Origin of the sequence: Solibacillus sp. FSL R7-0682 (genome assembly GCF_038005985.1) — a bacterium.
In the GTDB taxonomy this organism is placed as follows: Bacteria; Bacillota; Bacilli; order Bacillales_A; family Planococcaceae; genus Solibacillus.
Genome location: NZ_JBBOUI010000001.1, coordinates 510,986 through 533,094 on the forward strand (window position 1 = coordinate 510,986; position 22,109 = coordinate 533,094).

The window sequence follows — 22,109 nt, forward strand, 5'->3', positions numbered from 1 at the left end:
ATTAATATCTATAAAATTTACATTATTTCAATATAGTCTAAATATTTAAAAAATATAAAAATAATAAAAAATATCTAAATTTATTAAAAAATATTGTATTGAAATGTATACTTTTTCCTCTATATACTATAAATTATACAAATTTTATATTTTTTACGTTTTATTACAAATGAAAGGGTGGGCATATTGGTTGTACAAACAGAAAAAAATCCTTCTGCCGTGAAAAAAAGTAATCCCCGAATGGAAGCTTTTAGAACATTTATGAAGCGGTTAATGAAAAACAAAGCTGCAGTTGTCGGTGGGGTAATTATTCTATTAGTCATTTTAATTGGTATTTTTGGTCCATTTATTTTGAAAACTGATCCAAACGCTGTAAACGTGTTGAACAAATTACAAGCACCATCAAAGGATCACTGGTTTGGAACAGATAATTTTGGTCGAGATATTTTTACTCGAATTATTTATGGTACAAAGCTTACATTAACAGTTGGTTTCTTATCGGTTTTAATTGGTGGTGTAATCGGAGTTGTTTTAGGAATTGTTTCAGGTTACTACGGAGGCATGATCGATACGATTACGATGCGTATTATGGATATTTTACTAGCTTTCCCTGGTATTTTACTAGCACTAGCAATCGTTTCGGTTTTAGGTGGTAGCTTAATTAATGTAATTATAGCAGTCGGGATTTTCTCGGTACCTGCATTTGCTCGAATCGTTCGAGGATCAACATTGCAGGTGAAGAAGCTCGAATATATAGATGCTGTTCGAGCGCTTGGTGCTTCGGACCTGCGAATTATTTTCAAGCATATTTTACCGAATATTCTGTCCCCGATTATTGTTCAGGCAACAATGCGTATTGCGACAGCAATTTTAACAGCATCTGGTCTGGCATATTTAGGTTTAGGTGCTCAGCCACCTGCAGCAGAGTGGGGAGCAATGTTAAGTGATGGGCGTGCTTACATGCACAATGCAGGGCATATGGTCATATTCCCTGGTGTAATGATTGTTATTGTCGTTCTAGCATTTAATATTTTCGGTGATGGATTACGAGATGCACTTGATCCAAAAATGAAACAATAGGAGGGAATTGTCCATGACTAAGTATATTATTCGCCGATTATTGCAAACGATTCCCGTCTTACTTGGGGTATCCATTTTAGTATTTTCATTGATGTTCCTTATTCCTGGTGACCCGGCACAAGTAATGGCTGGAGAAGGTGCATCTAAGCAAACGGTAGAAAATTTACGAGAAAAGCTAGGGTTGAATGACCCTGCTTATGTTCAATATGGTCGTTATTTAAGTAATGCATTGCAAGGTGATTTAGGAAATTCCGTACGGAGCGGACGCCCTGTAATGGATGAAATTCAAGCGCGATTTTGGGTGACAGTTGAAGTTGCTGTTTATGCAACCATTTTAGCGGTATTTTTAGGTTTAATCGCAGGAATCATTTCCGCTGTTCGTCATTATACGTTAACGGACGTTTCGATTATGATTATTGCTTTATTTGGTCTATCGATGCCGAACTTCTGGTTAGGCTTATTATTAATTCAATGGTTTGCATTAGGTAATTTACCATTTGATATTATTAGTTTACCTGACTTTTTAAAAATGCGACCGTCTGGTTGGGGCGATTCGTGGCGACAGATTATTTTACCTGTTATTACTCTCGGTACAGGAGGGGCCGCAATTATCGCACGAATGACACGCTCTTCTATGCTAGAGGTAATTGGTCAAGATTACATCCGTACAGCACGTGCGAAAGGGGTATCGGAGCGTATTGTTATTTACCGCCATGCACTGAAAAATGCACTTATTCCTGTAGTAACTGTCATCGGTTTAGAGTTCGGGGGCTTCTTAGGAGGAGCAGTACTAACAGAATCAATCTTTGCTATAAATGGAATGGGCCGATTAACGATCGATGCGATACGTCAGCGTGACTTCCCGGTAGTACAAGGTACGGTACTCGTCATTTCTCTCCTGTTTGTACTTGTAAACTTGTTCGTAGATATTTCTTATAAATTCTTAAATAAAAGAATTGACTTAAATTAATTAAAAAAGAAAAGAGGTGTGACCAATGAATGAAATGGAAAATATTTTAGTCGTCAATAATTTACAAACATCATTTAGTACAGATGCTGGAGAAGTACGTGCTGTAGATGGTGTTAGTTTTACAGTCCCGAAAGGAAAAACAATAGGAATTGTTGGTGAATCCGGTTCAGGAAAAAGTATTACGTCATTATCGATATTAAGATTATTAGCTTCAAATGGTAAATCAAAGGGTGGAGAGATACTTTTTAAAGGGAAAGATTTGTTGAAGCTTTCTGACAAAGCGATGAGAGAGATTCGAGGTAACCAAATTTCGATGATTTTCCAGGAACCTATGACGTCTTTAAACCCAGTATACACAGTCGGGCAACAAATTAGTGAAACACTAAAAATCCATAAAAAGCTTGGAAAAAAAGAAGCTATACAGCAATCAATCGAAATGCTAAAACTTGTAGGAATTCCATCACCTGAAAAACGTGTAAAGCAATATCCACATGAGCTTTCAGGAGGGATGCGTCAGCGTGTTATGATCGCTATGGCACTGGCATGTGACCCAGAAATTTTAATTGCTGATGAGCCTACAACAGCACTTGATGTAACGATTCAAGCACAAATTTTAGAGCTAATTAAAGATCTACAAAATCGTTTAGGCATGTCTGTTATTATGATTACCCACGATCTTGGGGTAGTAGCAGAGACATGTGATTTTGTGGCGGTAATGTATGCTGGCCAAGTTGTAGAATATTCAGATGTGCGTTCGCTATTCAAAAATCCAAAACATCCATACACACTAGGGCTATTAAATTCATTGCCACGTCATGATGTCGATCAAGAACGCTTAATCCCGATTAAAGGGATGGTGCCAAGTCCACATGAAATGCCAGTTGGTTGCCGATTTGCACCACGCTGTCCTGCTGCAACAGGGCTTTGCCATAATCAAGAGCCAAAATTACTTAATACAGAAGAAGGTCGTTCAGAGCAAATTCGTTGCTGGATGTACTCAGAAGAATGGGATGGAGAATCGGAGGTGACGCTATATGGCGAAAAAAGAACTGTTAAAAGTTGAGGGGTTAAAGCAATACTTCCCTATTAAAGGTGGTTTTTTAGGGCGTACAGTGAATCACGTTAAAGCGGTCGATGATATTTCCTTTACCGTATATGAAGGGGAAACAGTAAGTATCGTAGGTGAATCAGGATGTGGTAAATCGACAACAGGTCGTGCGATTTTACGTCTTGAAGAACCGACAGATGGATCCGTAACCTTTCAAGGTACTGACATTACGAAAATATCAAAGGGGGAAATGCGTAAGTATCGTAAGGATTTACAAATCATTTTCCAAGATCCGTATGCTTCTATTAACCCGAGGCAAACTGTTGCAAGTGTTTTAAATGAAGCAATGCACATTCAAAATGTATTACCACCGGATCAACGTCGAGCACGTATTGAACAATTGCTCGAAACAGTAGGATTACGTCCATATCAAGCAGACCGTTATCCACACGAATTCTCAGGTGGTCAGCGTCAGCGTATCGGGATTGCACGTGCCTTATCGGTAGATCCAAAATTAATTATTTGTGACGAAGCGGTATCAGCACTAGATGTGTCCATTCAAGCACAAGTATTAAATTTATTAGAAGAACTACAGGATGAATATGGATTAACTTACTTATTTATCTCTCATGACTTAGGGGTAGTACGCCATATTTCTGACCGTATTATTGTAATGTATTTAGGTAAAATTGTGGAAATTGCAGATAAGCATAGCTTGTTTGAAAACCCACAACATCCGTATACAAAAGCGCTCTTATCAGCGATACCTGTGCCCGACCCAGATGCGGTGAAAAATCGGATCGTATTAAAAGGTGATGTACCTTCACCAATTGATCCGCCAACAGGCTGCCGTTTCCATACTCGTTGTCCATTTGCGACGGATAGATGTCGTAAAGAAGAACCGGAACTTCGTACTACAAGATTAATGAAAGATACACATGAGGCTGCATGTCACCACATGGAAGAAATCTCTTCTGGACAAATGGCAGTAAAACAATAAAACGTGGGGGAATTTTCCCGTAAAACCATATTATGCGAATGTCTGTTCGTGTAATGTGGTTTTTTTGTATTATGTCATGTAAACTAGGAGTAATTGAGATAGGAGGCGTAATCATGAAAATATTTCATACAGCAGATTGGCATTTAGGAAAGCTTGTACAGGGTGTTTCAATGACGACAGATCAACAGTTTATATTGCAGCAATTTATCGAGGAAATTCAAATTGAAAAACCAGATGTAATTATTATTGCAGGCGATTTATATGATCGCTCGGTACCGCCAACCGATGCGATTCAATTGTTAAATAAAACGTTCAAGCAAATTTTAATCGATGAAAAAACACCTATTGTTGCAATCGCTGGAAACCATGATAGCGCCACTCGTTTGAATTTTGGTAGTGATTTAATGAAGGCAAGTGGCCTTCATATGATTGGGCATTTAGAGAAATTTATAGAGCCTGTCATTTTGCATGATGAATACGGGGAAGTTCATTTTTATTTAGTTCCATTCGCGGAGCCATCAACTGTACGTACTATTTTTGAGGACGACAGCATCACAACTCACGAAGCTGCCATGACAAAAATTATTGGACAAATAAACGAAAATTTAGATGAAACAAAGCGTAATATTATTGTTGCTCATGCCTTTGTTACAAAAGATGGTATGCCGGAACCGAATACGAGCGATTCAGAACGAAAACTAACAATAGGTGGTACGGAATGTATTAATTCTTCCTTGTTCGCGCCGTTTTGTTATACAGCACTTGGCCATTTACACCAGGCGCATTTTGTTGCGAATGAGACAATTCAATATGCTGGGTCACCATTAAAATATTCTGAATCAGAAGTAACGCACAAAAAAGGTTTTTTAATTGTGGATATAGATAAAGATGGACAAGTGACAGTTGAAAAAAAACTACTAAAGCCAAAACGAGAAATGCGAATTGTAACAGGTGAGTTAGATGAAATTTTACAGCATCCTCGCGATGAGGATTATGTATTTGTGAAGTTAACTGATGATAGTTATGTGAAGGGTGCAGTTGAGTTAATACGTACCGTTTATCCGAATGCGTTGCATATAGAAAGAACTTCCGTATATCGCCAAATTGAACAACAAACATCAACAATGAACCGTGTACAAATGGATGATTCAGAGCTGTTTGAATTATTTTATACAGAAATGACAGGGAATGAATTAAGCAGTGAAATAAAGGCCATTTATACGGATGTATTACAGCAACTGGCTGATAGTGAACGCGAAAAGCAGGAGGTGCTAGTACATGAAGCCGATTAAATTAATGATGACAGCGTTTGGACCTTATAAGGAAAGAGAAGTAATTGATTTTACTAAGCTACATGAGCATGGCATTTTCGTCATTTCTGGTTCAACGGGTGCAGGAAAAACAACGATTTTTGATGCAATTACTTTTGCCCTTTATGATGCAGGAAGTGGGGAAGATCGTGAAAAATCTTTGTTTTTGCGTAGTGATTTTGCTGATGCTTCTGTAGATACCGAAGTGGAATTAGTTTTTGAAGTAAGAAATCGTATTTATCGTATTTGGCGTAAATTTGGACATGATGGTACTGGGGCGAAACGTGAATTTTATGATATCACAGGTGGTCAAAATGAACCGGTAGTCGAAAAGTTTCAAGTAAAACTTGTACAATCAAAGGTAGAAGAATTAATTGGCTTAACTCAGTCCCAGTTCAATCAAATTGTCATGCTACCACAAGGTGAATTTCAAAAACTCCTTACTTCAGAATCGAAACAAAAAGAAGAGATTTTTAGAAAAATCTTCAAAACAGAGCGCTTTACAAAGATGGTGGAATTATTAAGAGACAAAAAGCGTCTTGCAGAAAAAACATTTGAACAGGCGAAGATGCAGCAAGAGCATACGATTTATGAAATACAGTCAAGACTACCTGAAAGACAATCGGACCTTTTTTTACTTATAAACAATGAACATATTAATATGTACCAAGTAGAGCAAGCGTTACAGCAAGAGCAATTATTTTATGAATTACAGGCAACTGAGCTAAAGGAACAGTATGAGCTTTTGAAGCAGCAACTAAAAAAAATAAATGAAGCATTTAGTGAGCAAAAACTTTTGAATGAGCGAATTGAAAAGTACCAACAGCGAAAGCAACAATTAATTCAATTGGAGCAACAGGAAAGCTATTACAAAGAGCAGGCAAAACGAATTGAGCTTGCAATAAAAGCGAACCAAATTGAGCCACTTGAACGTGATTATAAAAAGGCAAAAGAACAGCATAAACAGGCTACGTCAAAATGGAGCACAGCTTTATCGGAGCATGAGAATGCACAAAAGCAGCTTCATCTAGCACAGCAAAATTATGACGAGCAGCGTCAATATGAACCACTGTTAGCGAAGTATACAAAAAATATTTCGCAGCTAGAACAAATTGTACCGATCTACCAGTCAATTAATAATTTGCGTGAAAATGTGGAGAAGCTTTTAAAGGAACAGCAAAATGCAACTCGATTATTTGAAAAGCTGACTTCAGAAGAACAAAATGTGAAAGAAATACATCGCAACCAGCAACAGACAGTAAAGGAATTGGAGGAATCTGTAGCAGATTATCAAAGTATTTATGAGCTGCATGCTGATATCGTACGTAAGGTAGAGCTTGTTCAAGAAGCTCAACAATTACAACAATCGGTACAAAACTTACAAAAGGAAGCAGCCGAAAAAAAAATGATTACAGAACAACTTCAACATGAAGTGAACGAGCTAGAATTACAAGTTCGTGCCAATCATGCTGCTTTGTTAGCCTCTATGTTACAGGAAGGGGAAGCTTGTCCAGTTTGTGGTAGCTTAGAGCATCCAGTTATTCATCAAGGATCAGCGACAGAGGTTGAACAGAATGGGATGGAGGAACTTCAAAAGCGTTCTCAAATTGCCTTACAAATATATTATCAAGTCAACTCCAAATTAGAAGTAGAGCAAAAAGCATTACAAGTGAAAATGCAACAACTTACCGATATAAACTTGTCGACCGACGCATTAATACAATACGAGCAGCAGCGCAATGTATATAAAGAGCAATTACAGCAAATTAAACATAGACAGCAACAATTGCAGGAACAGAAGCAAAAGCTCGAACAGTTTGAAAAGCAGGCGGAAACTTTACACATACGGTTAGAAAAAGGCCGTTCGATTGTGGCCCAATTAACAACCCAATTAGCACAGGAACAAGGGAAATTAGAGCAAAGTGAAAAATCCCTTCTTCCACAATTCGAATCAGTAAAGCAGGTTATGTTAGCGTTGTCACAAGAACAGGAAAAATACGACTCCTTAAAACGACGAATCGAACAAACTACATTACAACTTCAACAGGCTCAATTAGATGAAAAAACAAATGCTGTTAATTTACAACATGCAAAGAACCGTAATGTAGAATTTGAGCAAGAGGAGTTGTTAACTTATAACCGATTTAACGAAGCACTTCAATGCGAGCATTTTGATGAAGAAAGCTACCGTAATGCGCTCTTATCAGTGGATACACAGCAACAAATACGACTAGCAATTGAACAATTTAAACAAAATCTGCATACGTTAACAGTGCAATTAGCTGAAGACAAGCCGTATCTTGAAGAGAAAGCATTAGTTGATTTAACGGATTGGGAACAACAAATTAGTGAGCTAACCGAGAAAGTAGAAAAGTTCTATGCAGATTTCAAATTAGCACAGTTTTACGTTGAACAATGCCAAGCAACGCAGGAAAAATTAATGCAAGTGGCGGAGCAAATTGAAGAGTATAAGTCTAAGCTTATGCAGGTAGAACATGTCTATGATTTAATACGTGGTCAAAATGAAGCAAAAATCTCTTTTGAACGTTTTGCCCAAATTGGCTATTTAGAAATGGTTACGCATGCTGCGAATGAGCGTCTCCGTATTTTATCAAACGGGCAATACTTCTTGAAGTCTACAGGAAGGAAAGAAGGAAATGCGCAAAGCGGGTTAAGTATAGATGTATTCGATAGTAATACAGGTCAAACACGTGACGTGAAAACCTTATCGGGTGGTGAAAAGTTTAACGCCTCATTAGCATTAGCATTAGGGATGGCAGACGTCATTCAAAGTGTACAAGGCAGTGTCCATATTGATACGATGTTTATTGATGAAGGTTTTGGGACATTAGATGAAGAGGCATTAAGACGCGCCATTGACATTCTCATCGATTTACAGCAAACAGGTAGATTAATTGGTGTAATCTCTCACGTAGCCGAATTAAAAGCTGCAATGCCTGCCATTTTACAAGTTCAAAAACTAAAAGAAGGACATAGTCGAACTGAGATTATTGTTAAGTAAAGCTTGCTTGAGATAATCGAAACATTAATTAATTCGTTCATAAGCGAAAGAGGTCACGCCATCGGAAAGCGTTCCCGCGAAGGAAATCAATTACAAAAAAACATCATTTTTCTCACTCGAGAAAAATGATGTTTTGGTTTTGTCCCAGCCTCTTTTTTCGGTGCGCTTGGACGTTTTTGTTATTTCTCACCTTAACATGTTTAACGTCGTGGCATACGTGGAGTACTTGGTGATTTTGCTACTGATTTTTTATCAATAACCTTTTTAATAATTGGATAAAGAATAGGTCCGTATTTTATCGCTGTTTGAATAATTTTTTTGATTTTCAATGCGAGCACTCCTTCATTTGTCCGATATTAGTAGCAATATACCCAATAAATGAACAAACATAAACATTAGCGTAATACTTTTATCGCCTGGACTAAGTTCCAAATTGCTAGTATAAATGTAAAAATCGAATAGAGGATAAATGCAATAATAAAAACATAGAAAAATGAATCCCCAGTAGAATCAAATGAAACCATAAATGCAGAAGTAAAGAACACAATAACGAAAATAATACCTAAAATGATTGGGATAATATGAGATATTAATGCACGCTTAGCATGGTGTCTTACAAGGTCTTCTTTACTGACAAAAAACAATACAATTGGCACAATAAATGGTGCAAAGAAGAAGCTTAAATAGCCTAATGCGCTTAACCCTTTTGATTGATCCATTGTAATCACTCCTTTTCCTTTTATACGAAAAACGTATTAATTGGTTTCAAAAATAGAATATTAATTTATGGTCTTGTAAATTGTGGTACTATTCGGTACAATGAGCTTGTTCAAACAATAAAAATTAGATGTACCACAAGGGGGGCCGAGTTAGTCGGCTGAGATTGCGCACGATTGCGCTGACTCTTTGAACCTGTAAGTTAACACTTGCGTAGGGATGTGGATAGAAACCGACTGTTCAAACGATAGTCAGGCTTTTGTCCTGATTATCGTTTTTTGTTTCTATTCCTTCTTTAAACTCCTACATCGGAAAAAAGAAAGGGGATTGTTATGAACAAAACAAGATTATTAATGATGGTAGAAATTGCGATATTTGCTGCTATCGGACTCGTACTGGATCAGTTTTCATTTAAAATGTGGGCACAAGGTGGTTCAATTAGCTTTGTTATGCTACCTATTATCATAATGGCGATTCGCTGGGGCATTACTGCTGGTTTAACTACAGGGTTATTAATTGGCGTATTACAAATGATGTTCGGTGCGTATATTTTACACTGGATGCAAGCGATTTTAGATTATGGAATTGCCTTTACGGTAGTAGGCTTAGCTGCGATTGTTCGAAAACCATTACTTGAGGCAACAAAAACGCTTGATAAGGGAAAAATGATCTTCTATATTATAATGGGCACATTACTTGGCGGAACATTACGCTTTATTGCACATTTACTTGCAGGTGTTGTATTCTTTGGTGATTCTGCAGGAGAAAAGAATGTTTGGATATTCTCGATTATTTATAATGGGTCGTACATGTTACCAGCAACGATTATTACAGCGATTGTAGCAGTACTATTATTTACATCTGCTCCTCGCTTATTACAAACAGCGAAAAATTAACTTGAAATATGCAAAAAGTGCCTTCTATTGGGCACTTTTTTTAATTTTAATACAACATAATAAAAACTAAGGTAGCAAAAACTGCAGCACCTCCGTAAATTAAAAATAGTAGACCTTTTTATACTGTTTTAAATTCAGTTAAACGCCCTTGAATCCCTGAGAAATCGAATAATTGAAAAAAGCTTTGAGTCCTTACAACGATTTTTAAGTGTGTTATAGTTAAGGGTAGATATTGTTTAAGAGGAAGGAAGTTTAACATGATTGTTACAACTCAAGAAGAAATCCAAGCATTTAAAAAAATCGGTCGTATTTGTGCTGAAATCCGTGAAGCAATGAAAGCAGCTACGGTTCCAGGTGTTACGACGAAACAATTAGATGAAATTGCGGGGCGCATGTTTGCAGAAGCGGGTGCTATTTCAGGTCCAAAAGGTGAGTATGACTTCCCAGGATATACTTGTATTTCAGTGAATCACGAGGTAGCCCATGGGATTCCAGGTAATCGTGTTATTGAAGAAGGAGATATCGTGAATATTGATGTTTCAGGTTCGTTAGATGGGTATTTTGCAGATACGGGTATTTCATTCGTAGTTGGCGAAGGCTATGAAGATAAAGAAAAGCTTTGTGCAGTCGCGAAATCAGCATTTGAACGAGCAATGACAAAAGTAAAAGCAGGCTCGAAGTTAAATCAAATCGGAAAAGCAGTAGAGCGTGAAGCACGTGATCATGGCTTAACAGTGATTATGAATTTAACGGGTCATGGTTTAGGTAAATCATTGCATGAAGCACCAGATCACGTTTTAAATTATTATGATGCTTGGGATACGACAATCATGAAAGAAGGAATGGTTTTAGCTGTTGAACCATTTATTTCAGCAAAAGCAGAGCATATCGTTGAAGCAGGTGACGGTTGGACATTTATAACACCTGATAAATCTTTAGTGGCTCAAATTGAGCATTCCATTATCGTAACAAAAGATAAACCAATTATTTTAACAACTTTAGAAGACTAATGAAAAAATCGCGGGACTATAAAAGTCTTCGCGATTTTTTTTACTACAAAGTATAGCGAAAGCATATGCTAACAAAAGACCTACAATAAAAAGTTAACTACAATTACCATTTCAAGGGACTTTCAAGTAAAATAATAATAACTAGATTGAGGAGGGGGATCTGGATGAAGAAATTAAAAGACCTAGATTTATCAGTGACATTAGATAAGAAAATGTATAAGAAAAAATTAAAAGTTTTACAATATGAAATGCTGAATGCACAGCAATTTTTATTCAACAATAAAATTGGATTAATTTTAGCATTTGAAGGAATGGACGCAGCAGGTAAAGGTGGAGCCATTAAACGTTTATCAGAACGTATTGATCCACGTGGATTAATTGTTCATCCGATTTCAGCGCCTCAACCACATGAGAAGCGTTATCATTATATGCATCGTTTTTGGAGAAAGCTTCCGCAACATGGTCAAATTGCCATTTTCGACCGCTCCTGGTATGGACGCGTACTAGTTGAGCGTATTGAAGGGTTTGCATCAGATGATCAATGGAAGCGTGCCTATGAAGAAATTAATGAGTTTGAAAAGCAGCTCGTAGACGAAGACTATATAATAATTAAATTTTGGATTCATATTGATTCAGAGGAACAATTGAAACGTTTCAATGAACGCGCGGCTGATCCATATAAATCATGGAAGTTGACAGACGAAGATTGGCGTAACCGTGATAAATTTGATTTGTATTGTGAAGCAGCAGATGAAATGTTTGCTAAAACAGATAGAGAAAATGCACCTTGGAACCTAATTCCTGGAAACGACAAGCTATATGCACGCGTGCAAGTATTGAAGGAAGTAATTGCACATGTTGAAAAGGAAGTTGCACGTCGCGGCTTACAATTAACTAATGTCTATGAAAATCAACACTTAGAAGAAGCAGCCGCAACGTCGGAACAACAAGAACTACCTGTTACAACAAAAAAAGCTAGGAAGAAAAAGACAAAATAAACAAGTCACTATGAATTGCTTGACTTATTGTAGGTGAATTAAAGTGAAAGGGTTATTTAAGCTACTACAAAAAAAGGGGGATCCAATGGTTCGACTTATTGGACAACAGTGTTCATTATGTACGTTTACACCATCGGATGCAAAAGCGCTTGCAAAATTGCTTTTAGATAATAAATATTTTTGGTCGACTCATGAGCCTTTGCATCGTGATGATTTTTATACAGAAGAGGCCCAGTATAGAAAAATACTAGAAAGTATACAGCTTCTTCAATCAAATCGAGAGTTTTCATTTGGAATCTATGATGTGAATTCTGAGCAATTAATCGGACATATCTCTCTATACTCTATTAAACGTTTACCGTATTCAAGTGGCTTTGTTGGGTATTCATTAGATAAAGAATTTGTCGGGCGTGGGATTGCAACTGAGGCAGTAAATCTTGTTTTACAATTTGCATTTTATACGTTGAATCTTCACCGAGTAGAAGCGTATGTTGCGCCACAAAATATTGCATCTGTGCGCGTATTAGAAAAGTCAGGGTTTAAACAAGAGGGATTATTGCGAGAACTTTTATTTATTAATGGTGTATGGGTGGATCATTATATGTATGCCATGTTACAAAGTGAGTATAAAAAAAGCAGAAGCGTATGAAATAGCTACGCTTCTGCTTTACTTATACTAAAAACTATTCGTTACCGTTTGTAATTAAATCTAATTTACCTGTTGAAGGATCAATCACTAATCCATGAACAGGAACCCCTGATGGCATAAGTGGGTGACCTTTAACTAAATCTACACTTTTTTGTACACTCGTTTTTACATCTCCAAAACCGCGTAGCCATTCCTTTAAATTCATGCCTGAATAATTAATAATATCAATTGTTTCTTGTTTAATGCCTCGTTCAAGCATATGCTCAATCATTAAGTTTGGATCAACTGCGCTCATACCACAGTCGTAGTGACCAATTACATATACTTCATCTGCTTGTAATTCATAAACAGCAACTAATAAACTACGCATAATACCACCAAAGGGATGATTAACAATAGCCCCAGCACTTTTGACAATTTTGACGTCGCCATTACGTAAGTTCATAGCTTTTGGAAGTAATTCCACTAAGCGAGTATCCATACATGATAAGACTACAATCTTTTTGTTTGGATATTTTGTTGTTGAATATTCCTCGTATTGCTTTTCAGCAACGAATTTTTCATTATACTCTAAAATTCCCTCTAATGAAGACATTTATTCATAACCCCTTTCGTTACATTATTTATTTTAAAATATAATTTAGATAATTCAAATAAATAGGTACTAATGAGAAGAATTGTTGTCTAACTCGGAAGAAGTAGTACGTAAAATAAGGATAAAAAAACAACCGCCTTATTAAGCGGTTGTGAAAAAATTAATGATGATGGTGACCATCAAGGGATTTTTCGTTTGGTGCAAATGCATTTGCTTTTGAATCAACGACAACAGCATCATGAGATTTTAAGCCCATACGTAAAAATTGGATGAATAAAATTAAGCATACAAGAATTACAACTGAGAATCCGAGTACTAACGTATAGTAGTCAGATAAAAATGGATAACGGTGATCAAACATCGTAATAACTCCTCTCTATTAAATAATAAGAATCATTACCCAAATTATAACCTAAGTAATTGGAACATTGTAGGGGAATTTGTGTAATTAATTTAGAATAAATGGAAATTATGTCGACATATTGAAAATCGGCAGTTAATTAAAATGCCCAGTTTCCGTTACGGAATACCGCTTCACTTTTTCCGTCTGCTGTAATTCCGTCGATATTCATTTGCTCTGAACCAATCATGAAATCTACATGTGTAATACTTTGGTTTAGTCCGTTTTCAAAAAGCTCTTCCCGTGACATTGTTTTGCCACCCTCTAAGCAGAAGGCATAAGCACTTCCAATTGCTAAGTGGTTTGAAGCATTTTCATCGAATAATGTGTTATAGAATAAAATGTTCGATTGTGAAATTGGTGATTGGAAAGGAACTAAAGCAACCTCCCCTAAATAGTGAGACCCTTCATCTGTGGCAACAAGATTTTTTAATACTTCCTCGCCTTGTTCCGCTTCAACATTAATAATACGTCCATTTTCAAATGTCAGTTTAAACTTATCAATGATATTACCACCATAGCTTAACGGCTTTGTACTTGAAACATACCCATTTACACCGTCTTTATGAGGCACCGTAAATACTTCTTCAGTCGGCATGTTCGCCATAAATTCGTCGCCTTTTTCATTAACGCTACCAGCACCACACCATAAGTGACCTTTTGGTAATTCGATCGTTAAATCTGTACCAGGTGCTGTATAGTGTAATTTTGCATATTTCTTTTCATTTAAGTAATCTACTTTTTCGTGAAGATTATCATTGTGCTTTGCCCATGCTTCGATAGGGTTATTTAAGTCAGAACGTGTTGCTTTGAAAATTGCATCCCAAAGCGCATCTACTTGCTGATCTTCTGGTAAGTTAGGAAATACCTTACTTGCCCATTGTTTAGAAGGCGTTGCAATAACTGTCCAACTAATTTTATCTGATTGTACATATTGTCGGTATTTATTAAGTGCGATACCAGCAGCCTTTTGAAATGTAGCTATCCGGTTCGAATCGATACCTGATAGTAAATCAGGGCTTTGTGAAACGATGCTCATAAATGCAGCACCTTGCTCAGCTAACCATTCACGCTCTTGGATTTTCCATTGTGGGAAGAAGTCAAATGAATCTTCTGGAGCCAACTCGTAGCGAGTACGAGTTACTTGATCATCCGAATAATCTACGAATACATTTTTTGCACCATTTTCATATGCAATTTTTGTAACAACTTGAACAAATGGTGCTGATTCAATAGATGCAGCAATATATAAATATTGATTTGGTTGAATATTTACACCGATTTTCACTGCCAATTCAGCATACTTCTTTAAATTTTCATCAAAATTTAGGTTCATTTGAATCATTCCTCCAATAAATAAATTAAAAATTTTGTAATTTTTGATACATTATAATCAAAAATAGTAAAAACCTCCAATAACGCATCGAAAATTTAAATTTTTGTCTATATACTAGTGTATAGGAAGTTAATAAAAAGTTAAATAGACCGAAATAAGAAAAGACAGAGTATTTGGAGGTATTACATATGGATATTTCATCAGTTGTCGGGATAATTATTGCCTTCGTAGCCCTATTAGTAGGGATGTTTTTGAAAGGTGTAACTCCTGATGCATTATTAAACCCAGCGGCAATATTAATTATCATTTTTGGTACGATTGCTGCAGTAACAATTGCCTTCCCTATGAAGGAATTAAAACGAGTTCCTAAGCTTTTTAAAATTTTATTTACAGAAACAAAACTTGCAAGTGATATTGAGCTAATTAAAATGTTCTCACAATGGGCTGATTTAGCACGTCGTGAAGGTTTATTAGCTTTAGAAAGCAAAGCAGCTGAAATTGAAGATCCATTCTTAAAGAACGGTCTTACATTAGCAATTGACGGTCAAAATGCTGACTATATCCGTGACGTACTAACGGAAGAGGTAGAAGCTATGGAAGATCGTCATACGAGTGGAGCAGGGATCTTTACTCAGGCTGGTACATATGCTCCAACACTTGGGGTACTAGGGGCAGTAGTTGGTCTTATTGCCGCATTAAAGGATATGACAGATATTGCAAAATTAGGTGTCGCGATATCAGCAGCATTCGTTGCAACGTTACTTGGGATATTTACAGGTTATGTATTATGGCACCCATTTGCAAACAAGTTAAAACGTAAATCTGCTGTTGAAGTAAAGCAAAAGCGCATGATGATTGAAGGTATTTTATCTGTATTAGAAGGTGAAGCACCACGCGTAATTGAGCAAAAATTAGCTTCTTACTTAACAATGGAAGAGCGTAAGCAAATTACGGAAAGCGGGGCGGGTGGCCTTGGCAAAGAAGCATAAGCGACATAAAAAACATGAGGAACATGTGGATGAGTCTTGGTTAGTTCCTTATGCAGATATTTTAACTTTATTATTAGCGTTATTTATCGTACTTTTTGCTTCGAGTTCAGTAGATCAACAGAAATTAGAAGAGATGTCTGCTGTATTCAATGAGGTATTTTCAGGTGGGACAGGCGTAATGGACAACCCAGCTATTATTCAAACGCCTGATAGCACTACTACTGAGATTCAAAAAGGCGCATCACAATATATTGAAGACCAAGAGCGTTTAAAAGAAACTCAGGATCGTGTTGATGAATTTATTGCGGTTAATGAATTAGAGAAGCAATTCGAAACGCAAATGACAGAAGAAGGGCTACTTATTACGATTCGTGATAGTGTGCTATTTGATATGGGGAAAGCAGATGTAAAAAGTGAATATGAATCAATTGCTGATGAATTATCACAATTACTAATGTTTAATCCACCGCGCAACATCGTAATTACAGGACATACAGATAATGTTCCAATTAGTACGAATGAATTTGATTCGAACTGGGATCTATCTGTCATGCGTGCAGTTAACTTTATGAAAGAAGTTGTAGCAGGGAATGAAGAGCTGGATTCAAAATATTTCAGTGTTAAAGGCTATGGAGAATTTCATCCAATCGCAACAAATGACACAGAAGAGGGTCGAGCGAAAAATCGCCGTGTAGAAGTTCTTGTTCAGCCGCGTGTTACAGAAGATGGAGAAGTAATTGTCGATTAATAATATCTCGTGAGCAAATTTGCTTGCGAGATTTCTTTTGACATTAATCAAACAAAAGTTTATAGTTATAAACAAATGTTCGAATCGAGGTGAGTCTATTGAATGAAAAGGAAAAACTAGTTTTTCAATTGATTCAGGAAAATCCATATTTGTCACAACAAGAAATGGCTGAGCAGCTTGGTATGTCGAGGTCAGCTTTGGCGAATATGATTTCAACATTAATAAAACGTGGCGAAATTATTGGTCGTGCTTATGTGCTTCCAGAAAAGAATCAAATTATTGCAATTGGTGGTGCAAATGTTGACCGCAAATTTTCGATTGTTGGAAATGTACAATTAGGTACATCAAATCCGGCAAAGGTTTCTGAAAGTGTCGGTGGTGTTGCACGAAATATTGCCGAAAACTTAGGGCGTTTAGGGAATCGTATATCGTTATTAACAACAATAGGTGATGATCATGATGGTGTATTGATCGAGCAACATAGCAAAGCCTATATGAACTTTGAGCTAGTAGACAAGCTCAAAGATGAAAAAACAGGTTCTTATACAGCGATTCTTGACCAGCATGGTGAGCTTGTTATCGCGATGGCGAACATGTCTATTTATAATCAATTATCACCAGAGCTATTAAAAAAACACGAAGTTATTTTGCAAAAGGCAAGCTGTATTGTCATTGATTTAAATTGTCCAGCTGAAACTGTACAATATGCAAAGGACTTTGCGAGTCAACGCAATATCCCATTTGTAATCGTGCCAGTATCATCACCAAAAATGGTACACATGCCAACAGATTTAAATGGTGTAAGCTATTTTATTTGTAATCGTGATGAGGCTGAAACGTACTTAAATATGGAGCTCACTTCTTTTAGTCAATATGAAAAGGCGATCCAACAATTGCATTTGAAAGGTGCAAAATCAGTTCTTTTAACTCTCGGAGAAAATGGTGTCATGGTTGGTCATGAAGAGAAGATTACACATTATAAAGCGATGAGAACTTCCCAAATCGTTGATGTAACAGGAGCGGGCGATGCTTTTGTTAGTGCATTTTTACATGGGGTTTTAAACAACGAATCTATTGAAGAGGCAGTAAAACTTGGTTTAATAAGTGCATCGAAAACGTTGCAATCTGATAAAACGGTTCGTATGGATTTAACAAAACAAAACTTATCTGAGTGGAGGAACTTATAATGGAAAAATATTTATCATATTCACAAGAAGTATTAGAGGCAAAAGAGAAAGGCTTACCAATTATTGCTCTAGAATCAACAATTATTTCACACGGTATGCCTTACCCACAAAACGTGAAAACGGCTCGTGAAGTAGAACAAATTATTCGTGATGGGGGTGCCGTACCAGCGACAATTGCAATTATCGATGGTAAAATCAAAATCGGATTGTCAGATGAGGAATTAGAAATGTTCGGTAATGCACAAGGGGTAGCAAAAGCTTCTCGTCGAGATATTGGTTATTTACTTGCGACGAAAAAGATTGGTGCAACAACTGTAGCAGCAACAATGATTTGTGCTGAACTAGCAGATATCGAATTATTCGTAACAGGCGGTATTGGCGGTGTTCACCGTGGAGCTGAAACAACAATGGATATTTCAGCTGACCTAGAAGAACTAGCCATGACAAATGTTGCAGTAGTTTGTGCAGGAGCAAAATCAATTTTAGACATCGGACTTACACTAGAATATTTAGAAACAAAAGGTGTGCCGGTAATTGGCTACCAAACAGATTCTTTACCAGCATTCTATACACGTGAGAGTGATTTTTCAGTTAATTTCCGTGCAGATTCAGCAGAAGAAATGGCTGCAATTTTACGTGCAAAATGGGATTTAGGATTACGAGGTGGTGCATTAGTAGCAAACCCAATTCCACAAGAAGATTCAATGGAAGCGAGCTTCATTAATGGCATCATTGAAAATGCATTAAAAGAAGCAGAAGAACAAGGAATTGCAGGTAAAAACGTAACACCATTCCTATTAGGTAAAGTAAAAGAATTAACAGAAGGCAAATCATTAGAAGCAAATATTGCGCTTGTGAAAAACAATGCTCGAGTAGGCGCGAAAATCGCTGTCGAACTGCAAAAATAATTATTTCCTAGGAAATTTAGTCGAAAAAAGGGAGCTGTCCAATTGTGGATAGCTCCTTTTTATACATATAGTTATTTGCGAAGTGAACGTAACTCATCGACAATAGCATTCATTTCACTAGGACTGAAGGAATCACGTTTCATAACCATTTCAAATAAATATTGTAGATCTTCGTATTTCTCTGCATCAAAGGCATCAGATTGCATTGCATCTACATTTACCATACGAAGCTTTTCTTTAATTTGCTCAATCATATAAATGACATTTTCTTGAGTTGGGTTGGATAAGTCCATAATATTGTGCCCTACCTTTCAAAGTATACGGAAATATCATTTCATGTCGGCTACACATTGTCAATACATTAATAAGTCATATACTTTCAAAAAGGTGTGAGTTTGGCTAAAATGATAATATATAGAGTTTTATAAAAATTTATAATGGGAATATAAAATATTGTACTGGAGGAGAGAATATAGTGAAAAGTAAATTACTACCGTTTATTGCAATAGGAGCAGTTGTTGGGGCTGCAATTAGTATGCTAGATAAAAATACACGTGATCACACTGTAGAGACAACGAAAAAAGTAAAAGAAACCGTAACATACTATGCAGAAAATCGAGATGAATTAGTGTCATTGATTGAAACCAAACTAGAGCAAGCACAGACAGTATATAGCTCAGTAAATGAAAATGTTCAATCACTTATGCAAAATGGCAATGATTTAAAAACATTACCATCAACAATTCAAAGTATGGTATCAGAAACAGTTGAAGCATTTACAAAAAAGGATAACAACATCAGCTAATAACCTAAAAGGTGGTGGCTAAATGATTCAAAAGAAATTTATAAATGAAAAGCTGACACTAATAAAAGCTTATGTAGCTCCGGATCCTTCGTCAATTGATATTTTAACGCCAAAAGGATTTATTCAGGATTTAATTTTTCGCACGAAAGAAGTCGATATGACGGGAATGGGTGCACAGCTTGCGTACTTCTTTTTATTATCCTTTTTCCCAATGCTTATTTTTATGGTTACGCTATTACCATTTTTAAACTTAGAGCAAGGGCAAATATTTTATTTTTTAAGTGATATTATGCCTGAGGAAGTTTATAGATTAATTGAAGGTACATTAATTGATGTTTTAAATAATCATAATAGCGGCTTACTTTCAATCGGTATTTTAGGTACCATTTGGTCGGCTTCAAGAGGTGTAGACGCCTTAATAAAATCGTTAAATCGTGCGTATGATGTGGAGGGAAGAGCAGGAATCTTAAACCGTATGTGGTCTTTATTTTTCACGATTGCTTTAGTTGCCATTATTTTAACTGCTCTTGTACTCCCTATATTCGGTCAACTACTAGGCAACGTAGTATTTGATTATTTAGGTGTGAACGGATCATTGGAAAGTGTGTGGAACTTCATTAGATGGCTTACCCCACCATTACTTATTTTTATCGTGTTAACGGCAATGTATTGGATTGTACCAAACACTAATCCACGCTTAACCATTATTAGTGTATTTCCCGGTACAGTTTTAGCTACGAGTGGATGGCTAGCCTTAACATATGGGTTCTCTTTTTATATTAATAATTTCGGTAATTTTAGTTCGACATACGGTAGTATAGGTGGGGTAATTATCCTGATGCTATGGTTGTATTTTACCGGCATGATTTTAATATTTGGTGGATTGCTCAATGCGACTTTCCAACGAAGACAACTAGCGAAAATAAGTAAGGAATCTCGAAAAACACCTGTATTTTAAAAAAGAGATACTCTGTAAGTCATTGAACTGAACCCCGAATAGTAGACACTTTAGAAAAAAGTGACCTATTCGGGGTTTTTTCTATTTTCATTCCTAGAAATCCCCGTTATACTGACCATACGATTTAAGAACGGGAGAACATCATGAGTAAAATAATTTTTAACGAACATCAACGTCGACAAATTGAACAGAATCCAAATGTCGTTTTGATAACCGATCGATCTATTCAATATACAGTAGCTTTCAAATTAAAAGCTGTTCAAGAAAATCTAAAAGGCAAAGGGCCTACCGAAATCTTCAAAGCTGCAGGCTTTGATTTAGAAATCATCGGGATTAAAAAAGTTCAAAGTGCTGTTCATAGGTGGAAGAAAATTTATCAAACATACGGTGAGGATGGTTTTACACAAGAGCGTCGTGGAAAAGGCAGTACAGGTCGCCCACGTGCCGAAAAATTATCAGCTGATAAAAAGTTAGAGAAAGCAGAAGCTCGTATTCGTCTATTGGAAGCAGAGCTAGCGCTCTTAAAAAAGCTCGACGAAATGGAAAGGCAGGCGAAGAAGAATCGTTTTTAACACCCAAAGAAAAATATCAAGCAATCAGTGAAACGATTCGATTATTTCAACTCAAAAATATGACACGGTATCTTTGTGAAGTAGCAAATGTCAGCTCGAGTGGTTACTATAAATGGCGACAAAATATGGAGAAACATTCATTACGTGAAGAAGCTGATTATCAAGATTATCTTTTACTAAAAGTAATCTATGATGAAGCAAAAGGCAAAATTGGTTATCGAGGGTTTTATATGGAACTGGTGGACCAATTAGGGAAACCGATGAACCATAAAAAAATTCTTCGATTGATGCGTAAATTTAATTTGTATGCGAAGGTTCGTCGTGCCAATCCTTATCGACTTATAGAAAAAGCGAATGAAGCACATCGTCAAATTCCAAATTACTTAAATCGGGCATTCAAACAAGACGAGCCAGGAAAAGTCTTCTTAACAGACATTACCTATCTCCAATATAAGGGTGGCCGTACGGCTTATTTATCATGTGTAAAAGATGTCGCAACAAGAGAAATCGTTGCGTATAAACTAGCTACTACTCTTAAATTGTCGATTGTTTATGAAACACTTGAACAATTAAAACATCATTTGGATGGGAATCTTCATCCGGAAGCAATGATTCATTCGGATCAGGGGTTTCATTATACGCATCCAGGATTTCAGAAGCTTGTGAAAGACATGGGGTTAAAACAATCTATGTCACGTCGAGGAAACTGTCTAGATAATGCGCCAATGGAATCGTTCTTTGGTCATTTTAAAGATGAAGTCGATTATCATGAAGCTGAAAGTTTCACGGAGCTACATACACAAGTCATTGACTATATCACGCATTACAACCACACAAGAAAGCAATGGACATTAAAAAAGATGACTCCGGCGAGTTACCGAAGTCATCTAATCGCAGCCTAATTAAATGGC

At 36.6% G+C, this 22,109-nt stretch carries 23 protein-coding genes and 1 riboswitch; of the genes, 17 read left to right on the forward strand and 6 right to left on the reverse strand.

Translation table 11 applies throughout. From position 1 onward, the window contains the following. Window positions 1-240: 240 nt before the first annotated feature. From nikC to MKZ17_RS02615, 6 genes are all read left to right on the forward strand, one after another. Complete coding sequence (gene nikC / locus MKZ17_RS02590) at window positions 241-1,080, forward strand: nickel transporter permease (RefSeq protein ID WP_340725488.1); 840 nt, start codon at window positions 241-243, stop codon at window positions 1,078-1,080. Window positions 1,081-1,093: 13 nt separating this feature from the next. Beyond that, entirely contained in the window at window positions 1,094-2,050 is a 957-nt protein-coding gene (locus MKZ17_RS02595; protein ID WP_340722254.1) for an ABC transporter permease, read from the forward strand. A gap of 25 nt (window positions 2,051-2,075) precedes the next feature. Next, window positions 2,076-3,113 carry an ABC transporter ATP-binding protein gene (locus MKZ17_RS02600; protein WP_340722255.1) on the forward strand — a complete coding sequence of 346 codons (1,038 nt, stop codon included), beginning with the start codon at window positions 2,076-2,078 and terminating at the stop codon, window positions 3,111-3,113. Then, window positions 3,085-4,098 carry an ABC transporter ATP-binding protein gene (locus MKZ17_RS02605; protein WP_340722256.1) on the forward strand — a complete coding sequence of 338 codons (1,014 nt, stop codon included), beginning with the start codon at window positions 3,085-3,087 and terminating at the stop codon, window positions 4,096-4,098. The genes MKZ17_RS02600 and MKZ17_RS02605 overlap by 29 nt, the downstream gene beginning before the upstream one ends. Window positions 4,099-4,211: 113 nt before the next feature. After that, a complete protein-coding gene (locus MKZ17_RS02610) occupies window positions 4,212-5,390 on the forward strand; it encodes an exonuclease SbcCD subunit D (protein WP_340722257.1) in 1,179 nt (392 codons plus the stop codon). Continuing rightward, entirely contained in the window at window positions 5,377-8,430 is a 3,054-nt protein-coding gene (locus MKZ17_RS02615) for an SMC family ATPase (RefSeq protein ID WP_340722258.1), read from the forward strand. The genes MKZ17_RS02610 and MKZ17_RS02615 overlap by 14 nt, the downstream gene beginning before the upstream one ends. Window positions 8,431-8,630: 200 nt before the next feature. Here the strand turns inward: MKZ17_RS02615 and MKZ17_RS02620 are convergent, their stop codons facing one another. Together MKZ17_RS02620 and MKZ17_RS02625 are read right to left on the reverse strand one after the other, a co-directional pair. Continuing rightward, entirely contained in the window at window positions 8,631-8,759 is a 129-nt protein-coding gene (locus MKZ17_RS02620) for a hypothetical protein (RefSeq protein WP_340722259.1), read from the reverse strand. 66 nt (window positions 8,760-8,825) lie between these two features. Then, entirely contained in the window at window positions 8,826-9,149 is a 324-nt protein-coding gene (locus tag MKZ17_RS02625) for a DUF4870 domain-containing protein (RefSeq protein WP_340722260.1), read from the reverse strand. 128 nt (window positions 9,150-9,277) lie between these two features. Continuing rightward, window positions 9,278-9,384: riboswitch (TPP riboswitch) on the forward strand. Between the two features lie 95 nt (window positions 9,385-9,479). Between MKZ17_RS02625 and thiT the strand changes: the two genes are divergently transcribed. The 4 genes from thiT to MKZ17_RS02645 all read left to right on the forward strand — a co-directional run bounded on the left by thiT (window position 9,480) and on the right by MKZ17_RS02645 (window position 12,700). Then, on the forward strand, window positions 9,480-10,043 hold the full coding sequence (gene thiT / locus MKZ17_RS02630) for an energy-coupled thiamine transporter ThiT (RefSeq protein WP_340722261.1): 564 nt from the start codon (window positions 9,480-9,482) through the stop codon (window positions 10,041-10,043). 257 nt (window positions 10,044-10,300) lie between these two features. Continuing rightward, window positions 10,301-11,053 (forward strand): type I methionyl aminopeptidase, encoded by a 753-nt coding sequence (gene map / locus MKZ17_RS02635; protein WP_340722262.1) that lies wholly within the window; start codon window positions 10,301-10,303, stop codon window positions 11,051-11,053. Window positions 11,054-11,217: 164 nt separating this feature from the next. Continuing rightward, window positions 11,218-12,051, forward strand: coding sequence for a polyphosphate kinase 2 family protein (locus MKZ17_RS02640; protein WP_340722263.1), 834 nt, complete (start codon window positions 11,218-11,220; stop codon window positions 12,049-12,051). Window positions 12,052-12,136: 85 nt separating this feature from the next. Next, on the forward strand, window positions 12,137-12,700 hold the full coding sequence (locus MKZ17_RS02645) for a GNAT family N-acetyltransferase (protein WP_340722264.1): 564 nt from the start codon (window positions 12,137-12,139) through the stop codon (window positions 12,698-12,700). 34 nt (window positions 12,701-12,734) lie between these two features. Here MKZ17_RS02645 and MKZ17_RS02650 read toward each other — a convergent pair whose 3' ends face one another. The 3 genes from MKZ17_RS02650 to MKZ17_RS02660 all read right to left on the reverse strand — a co-directional run bounded on the left by MKZ17_RS02650 (window position 12,735) and on the right by MKZ17_RS02660 (window position 15,031). Continuing rightward, on the reverse strand, window positions 12,735-13,295 hold the full coding sequence (locus MKZ17_RS02650; protein WP_340722265.1) for a beta-class carbonic anhydrase: 561 nt from the start codon (window positions 13,293-13,295) through the stop codon (window positions 12,735-12,737). A gap of 160 nt (window positions 13,296-13,455) precedes the next feature. Beyond that, complete coding sequence (locus MKZ17_RS02655) at window positions 13,456-13,656, reverse strand: hypothetical protein (RefSeq protein WP_340722266.1); 201 nt, start codon at window positions 13,654-13,656, stop codon at window positions 13,456-13,458. 139 nt (window positions 13,657-13,795) lie between these two features. Next, a complete protein-coding gene (locus MKZ17_RS02660) occupies window positions 13,796-15,031 on the reverse strand; it encodes an aminopeptidase (RefSeq protein ID WP_340722267.1) in 1,236 nt (411 codons plus the stop codon). 188 nt (window positions 15,032-15,219) lie between these two features. Here MKZ17_RS02660 and motA point away from each other — a divergent pair, with 188 nt between their 5' ends. The 4 genes from motA (at window position 15,220) to MKZ17_RS02680 (ending at window position 18,863) form a co-directional block, all read left to right on the forward strand. After that, complete coding sequence (gene motA, locus MKZ17_RS02665; protein WP_340722268.1) at window positions 15,220-16,020, forward strand: flagellar motor stator protein MotA; 801 nt, start codon at window positions 15,220-15,222, stop codon at window positions 16,018-16,020. Continuing rightward, window positions 16,004-16,768, forward strand: a complete 765-nt coding sequence (gene motB / locus MKZ17_RS02670; RefSeq protein ID WP_340722269.1) for a flagellar motor protein MotB — start codon at window positions 16,004-16,006, stop codon at window positions 16,766-16,768. Before motA ends, motB begins: the two co-directional genes overlap by 17 nt. Window positions 16,769-16,866: 98 nt before the next feature. Then, on the forward strand, window positions 16,867-17,955 hold the full coding sequence (locus MKZ17_RS02675; protein WP_340722271.1) for a carbohydrate kinase: 1,089 nt from the start codon (window positions 16,867-16,869) through the stop codon (window positions 17,953-17,955). Then, the gene (locus tag MKZ17_RS02680) at window positions 17,955-18,863 is read left to right on the forward strand and encodes a pseudouridine-5'-phosphate glycosidase (protein ID WP_340722272.1); all 909 of its coding nucleotides are present in this window, start codon (window positions 17,955-17,957) and stop codon (window positions 18,861-18,863) included. The genes MKZ17_RS02675 and MKZ17_RS02680 overlap by 1 nt, the downstream gene beginning before the upstream one ends. Window positions 18,864-18,934: 71 nt before the next feature. Here MKZ17_RS02680 and MKZ17_RS02685 read toward each other — a convergent pair whose 3' ends face one another. Beyond that, a complete protein-coding gene (locus MKZ17_RS02685) occupies window positions 18,935-19,156 on the reverse strand; it encodes a DUF1128 domain-containing protein (protein ID WP_340722273.1) in 222 nt (73 codons plus the stop codon). A 182-nt stretch (window positions 19,157-19,338) separates the two neighbouring features. On the opposite strand from MKZ17_RS02685, the gene MKZ17_RS02690 reads away from it, so the two are divergent. From MKZ17_RS02690 to MKZ17_RS02700, 3 genes are all read left to right on the forward strand, one after another. Beyond that, complete coding sequence (locus MKZ17_RS02690; protein WP_340722274.1) at window positions 19,339-19,668, forward strand: YtxH domain-containing protein; 330 nt, start codon at window positions 19,339-19,341, stop codon at window positions 19,666-19,668. 22 nt (window positions 19,669-19,690) lie between these two features. Continuing rightward, window positions 19,691-20,626, forward strand: coding sequence for a YihY/virulence factor BrkB family protein (locus MKZ17_RS02695; protein WP_340722275.1), 936 nt, complete (start codon window positions 19,691-19,693; stop codon window positions 20,624-20,626). A gap of 143 nt (window positions 20,627-20,769) precedes the next feature. Beyond that, window positions 20,770-22,100, forward strand: a protein-coding gene (locus tag MKZ17_RS02700; RefSeq protein ID WP_340722276.1) for an IS3 family transposase whose coding sequence is annotated in 2 segments (ribosomal slippage) — window positions 20,770-21,145 and window positions 21,145-22,100 — 1,332 coding nt in all. Because the reading frame shifts where the segments join, the coding sequence is not laid out codon by codon here. Window positions 22,101-22,109 lie beyond the last annotated feature (9 nt).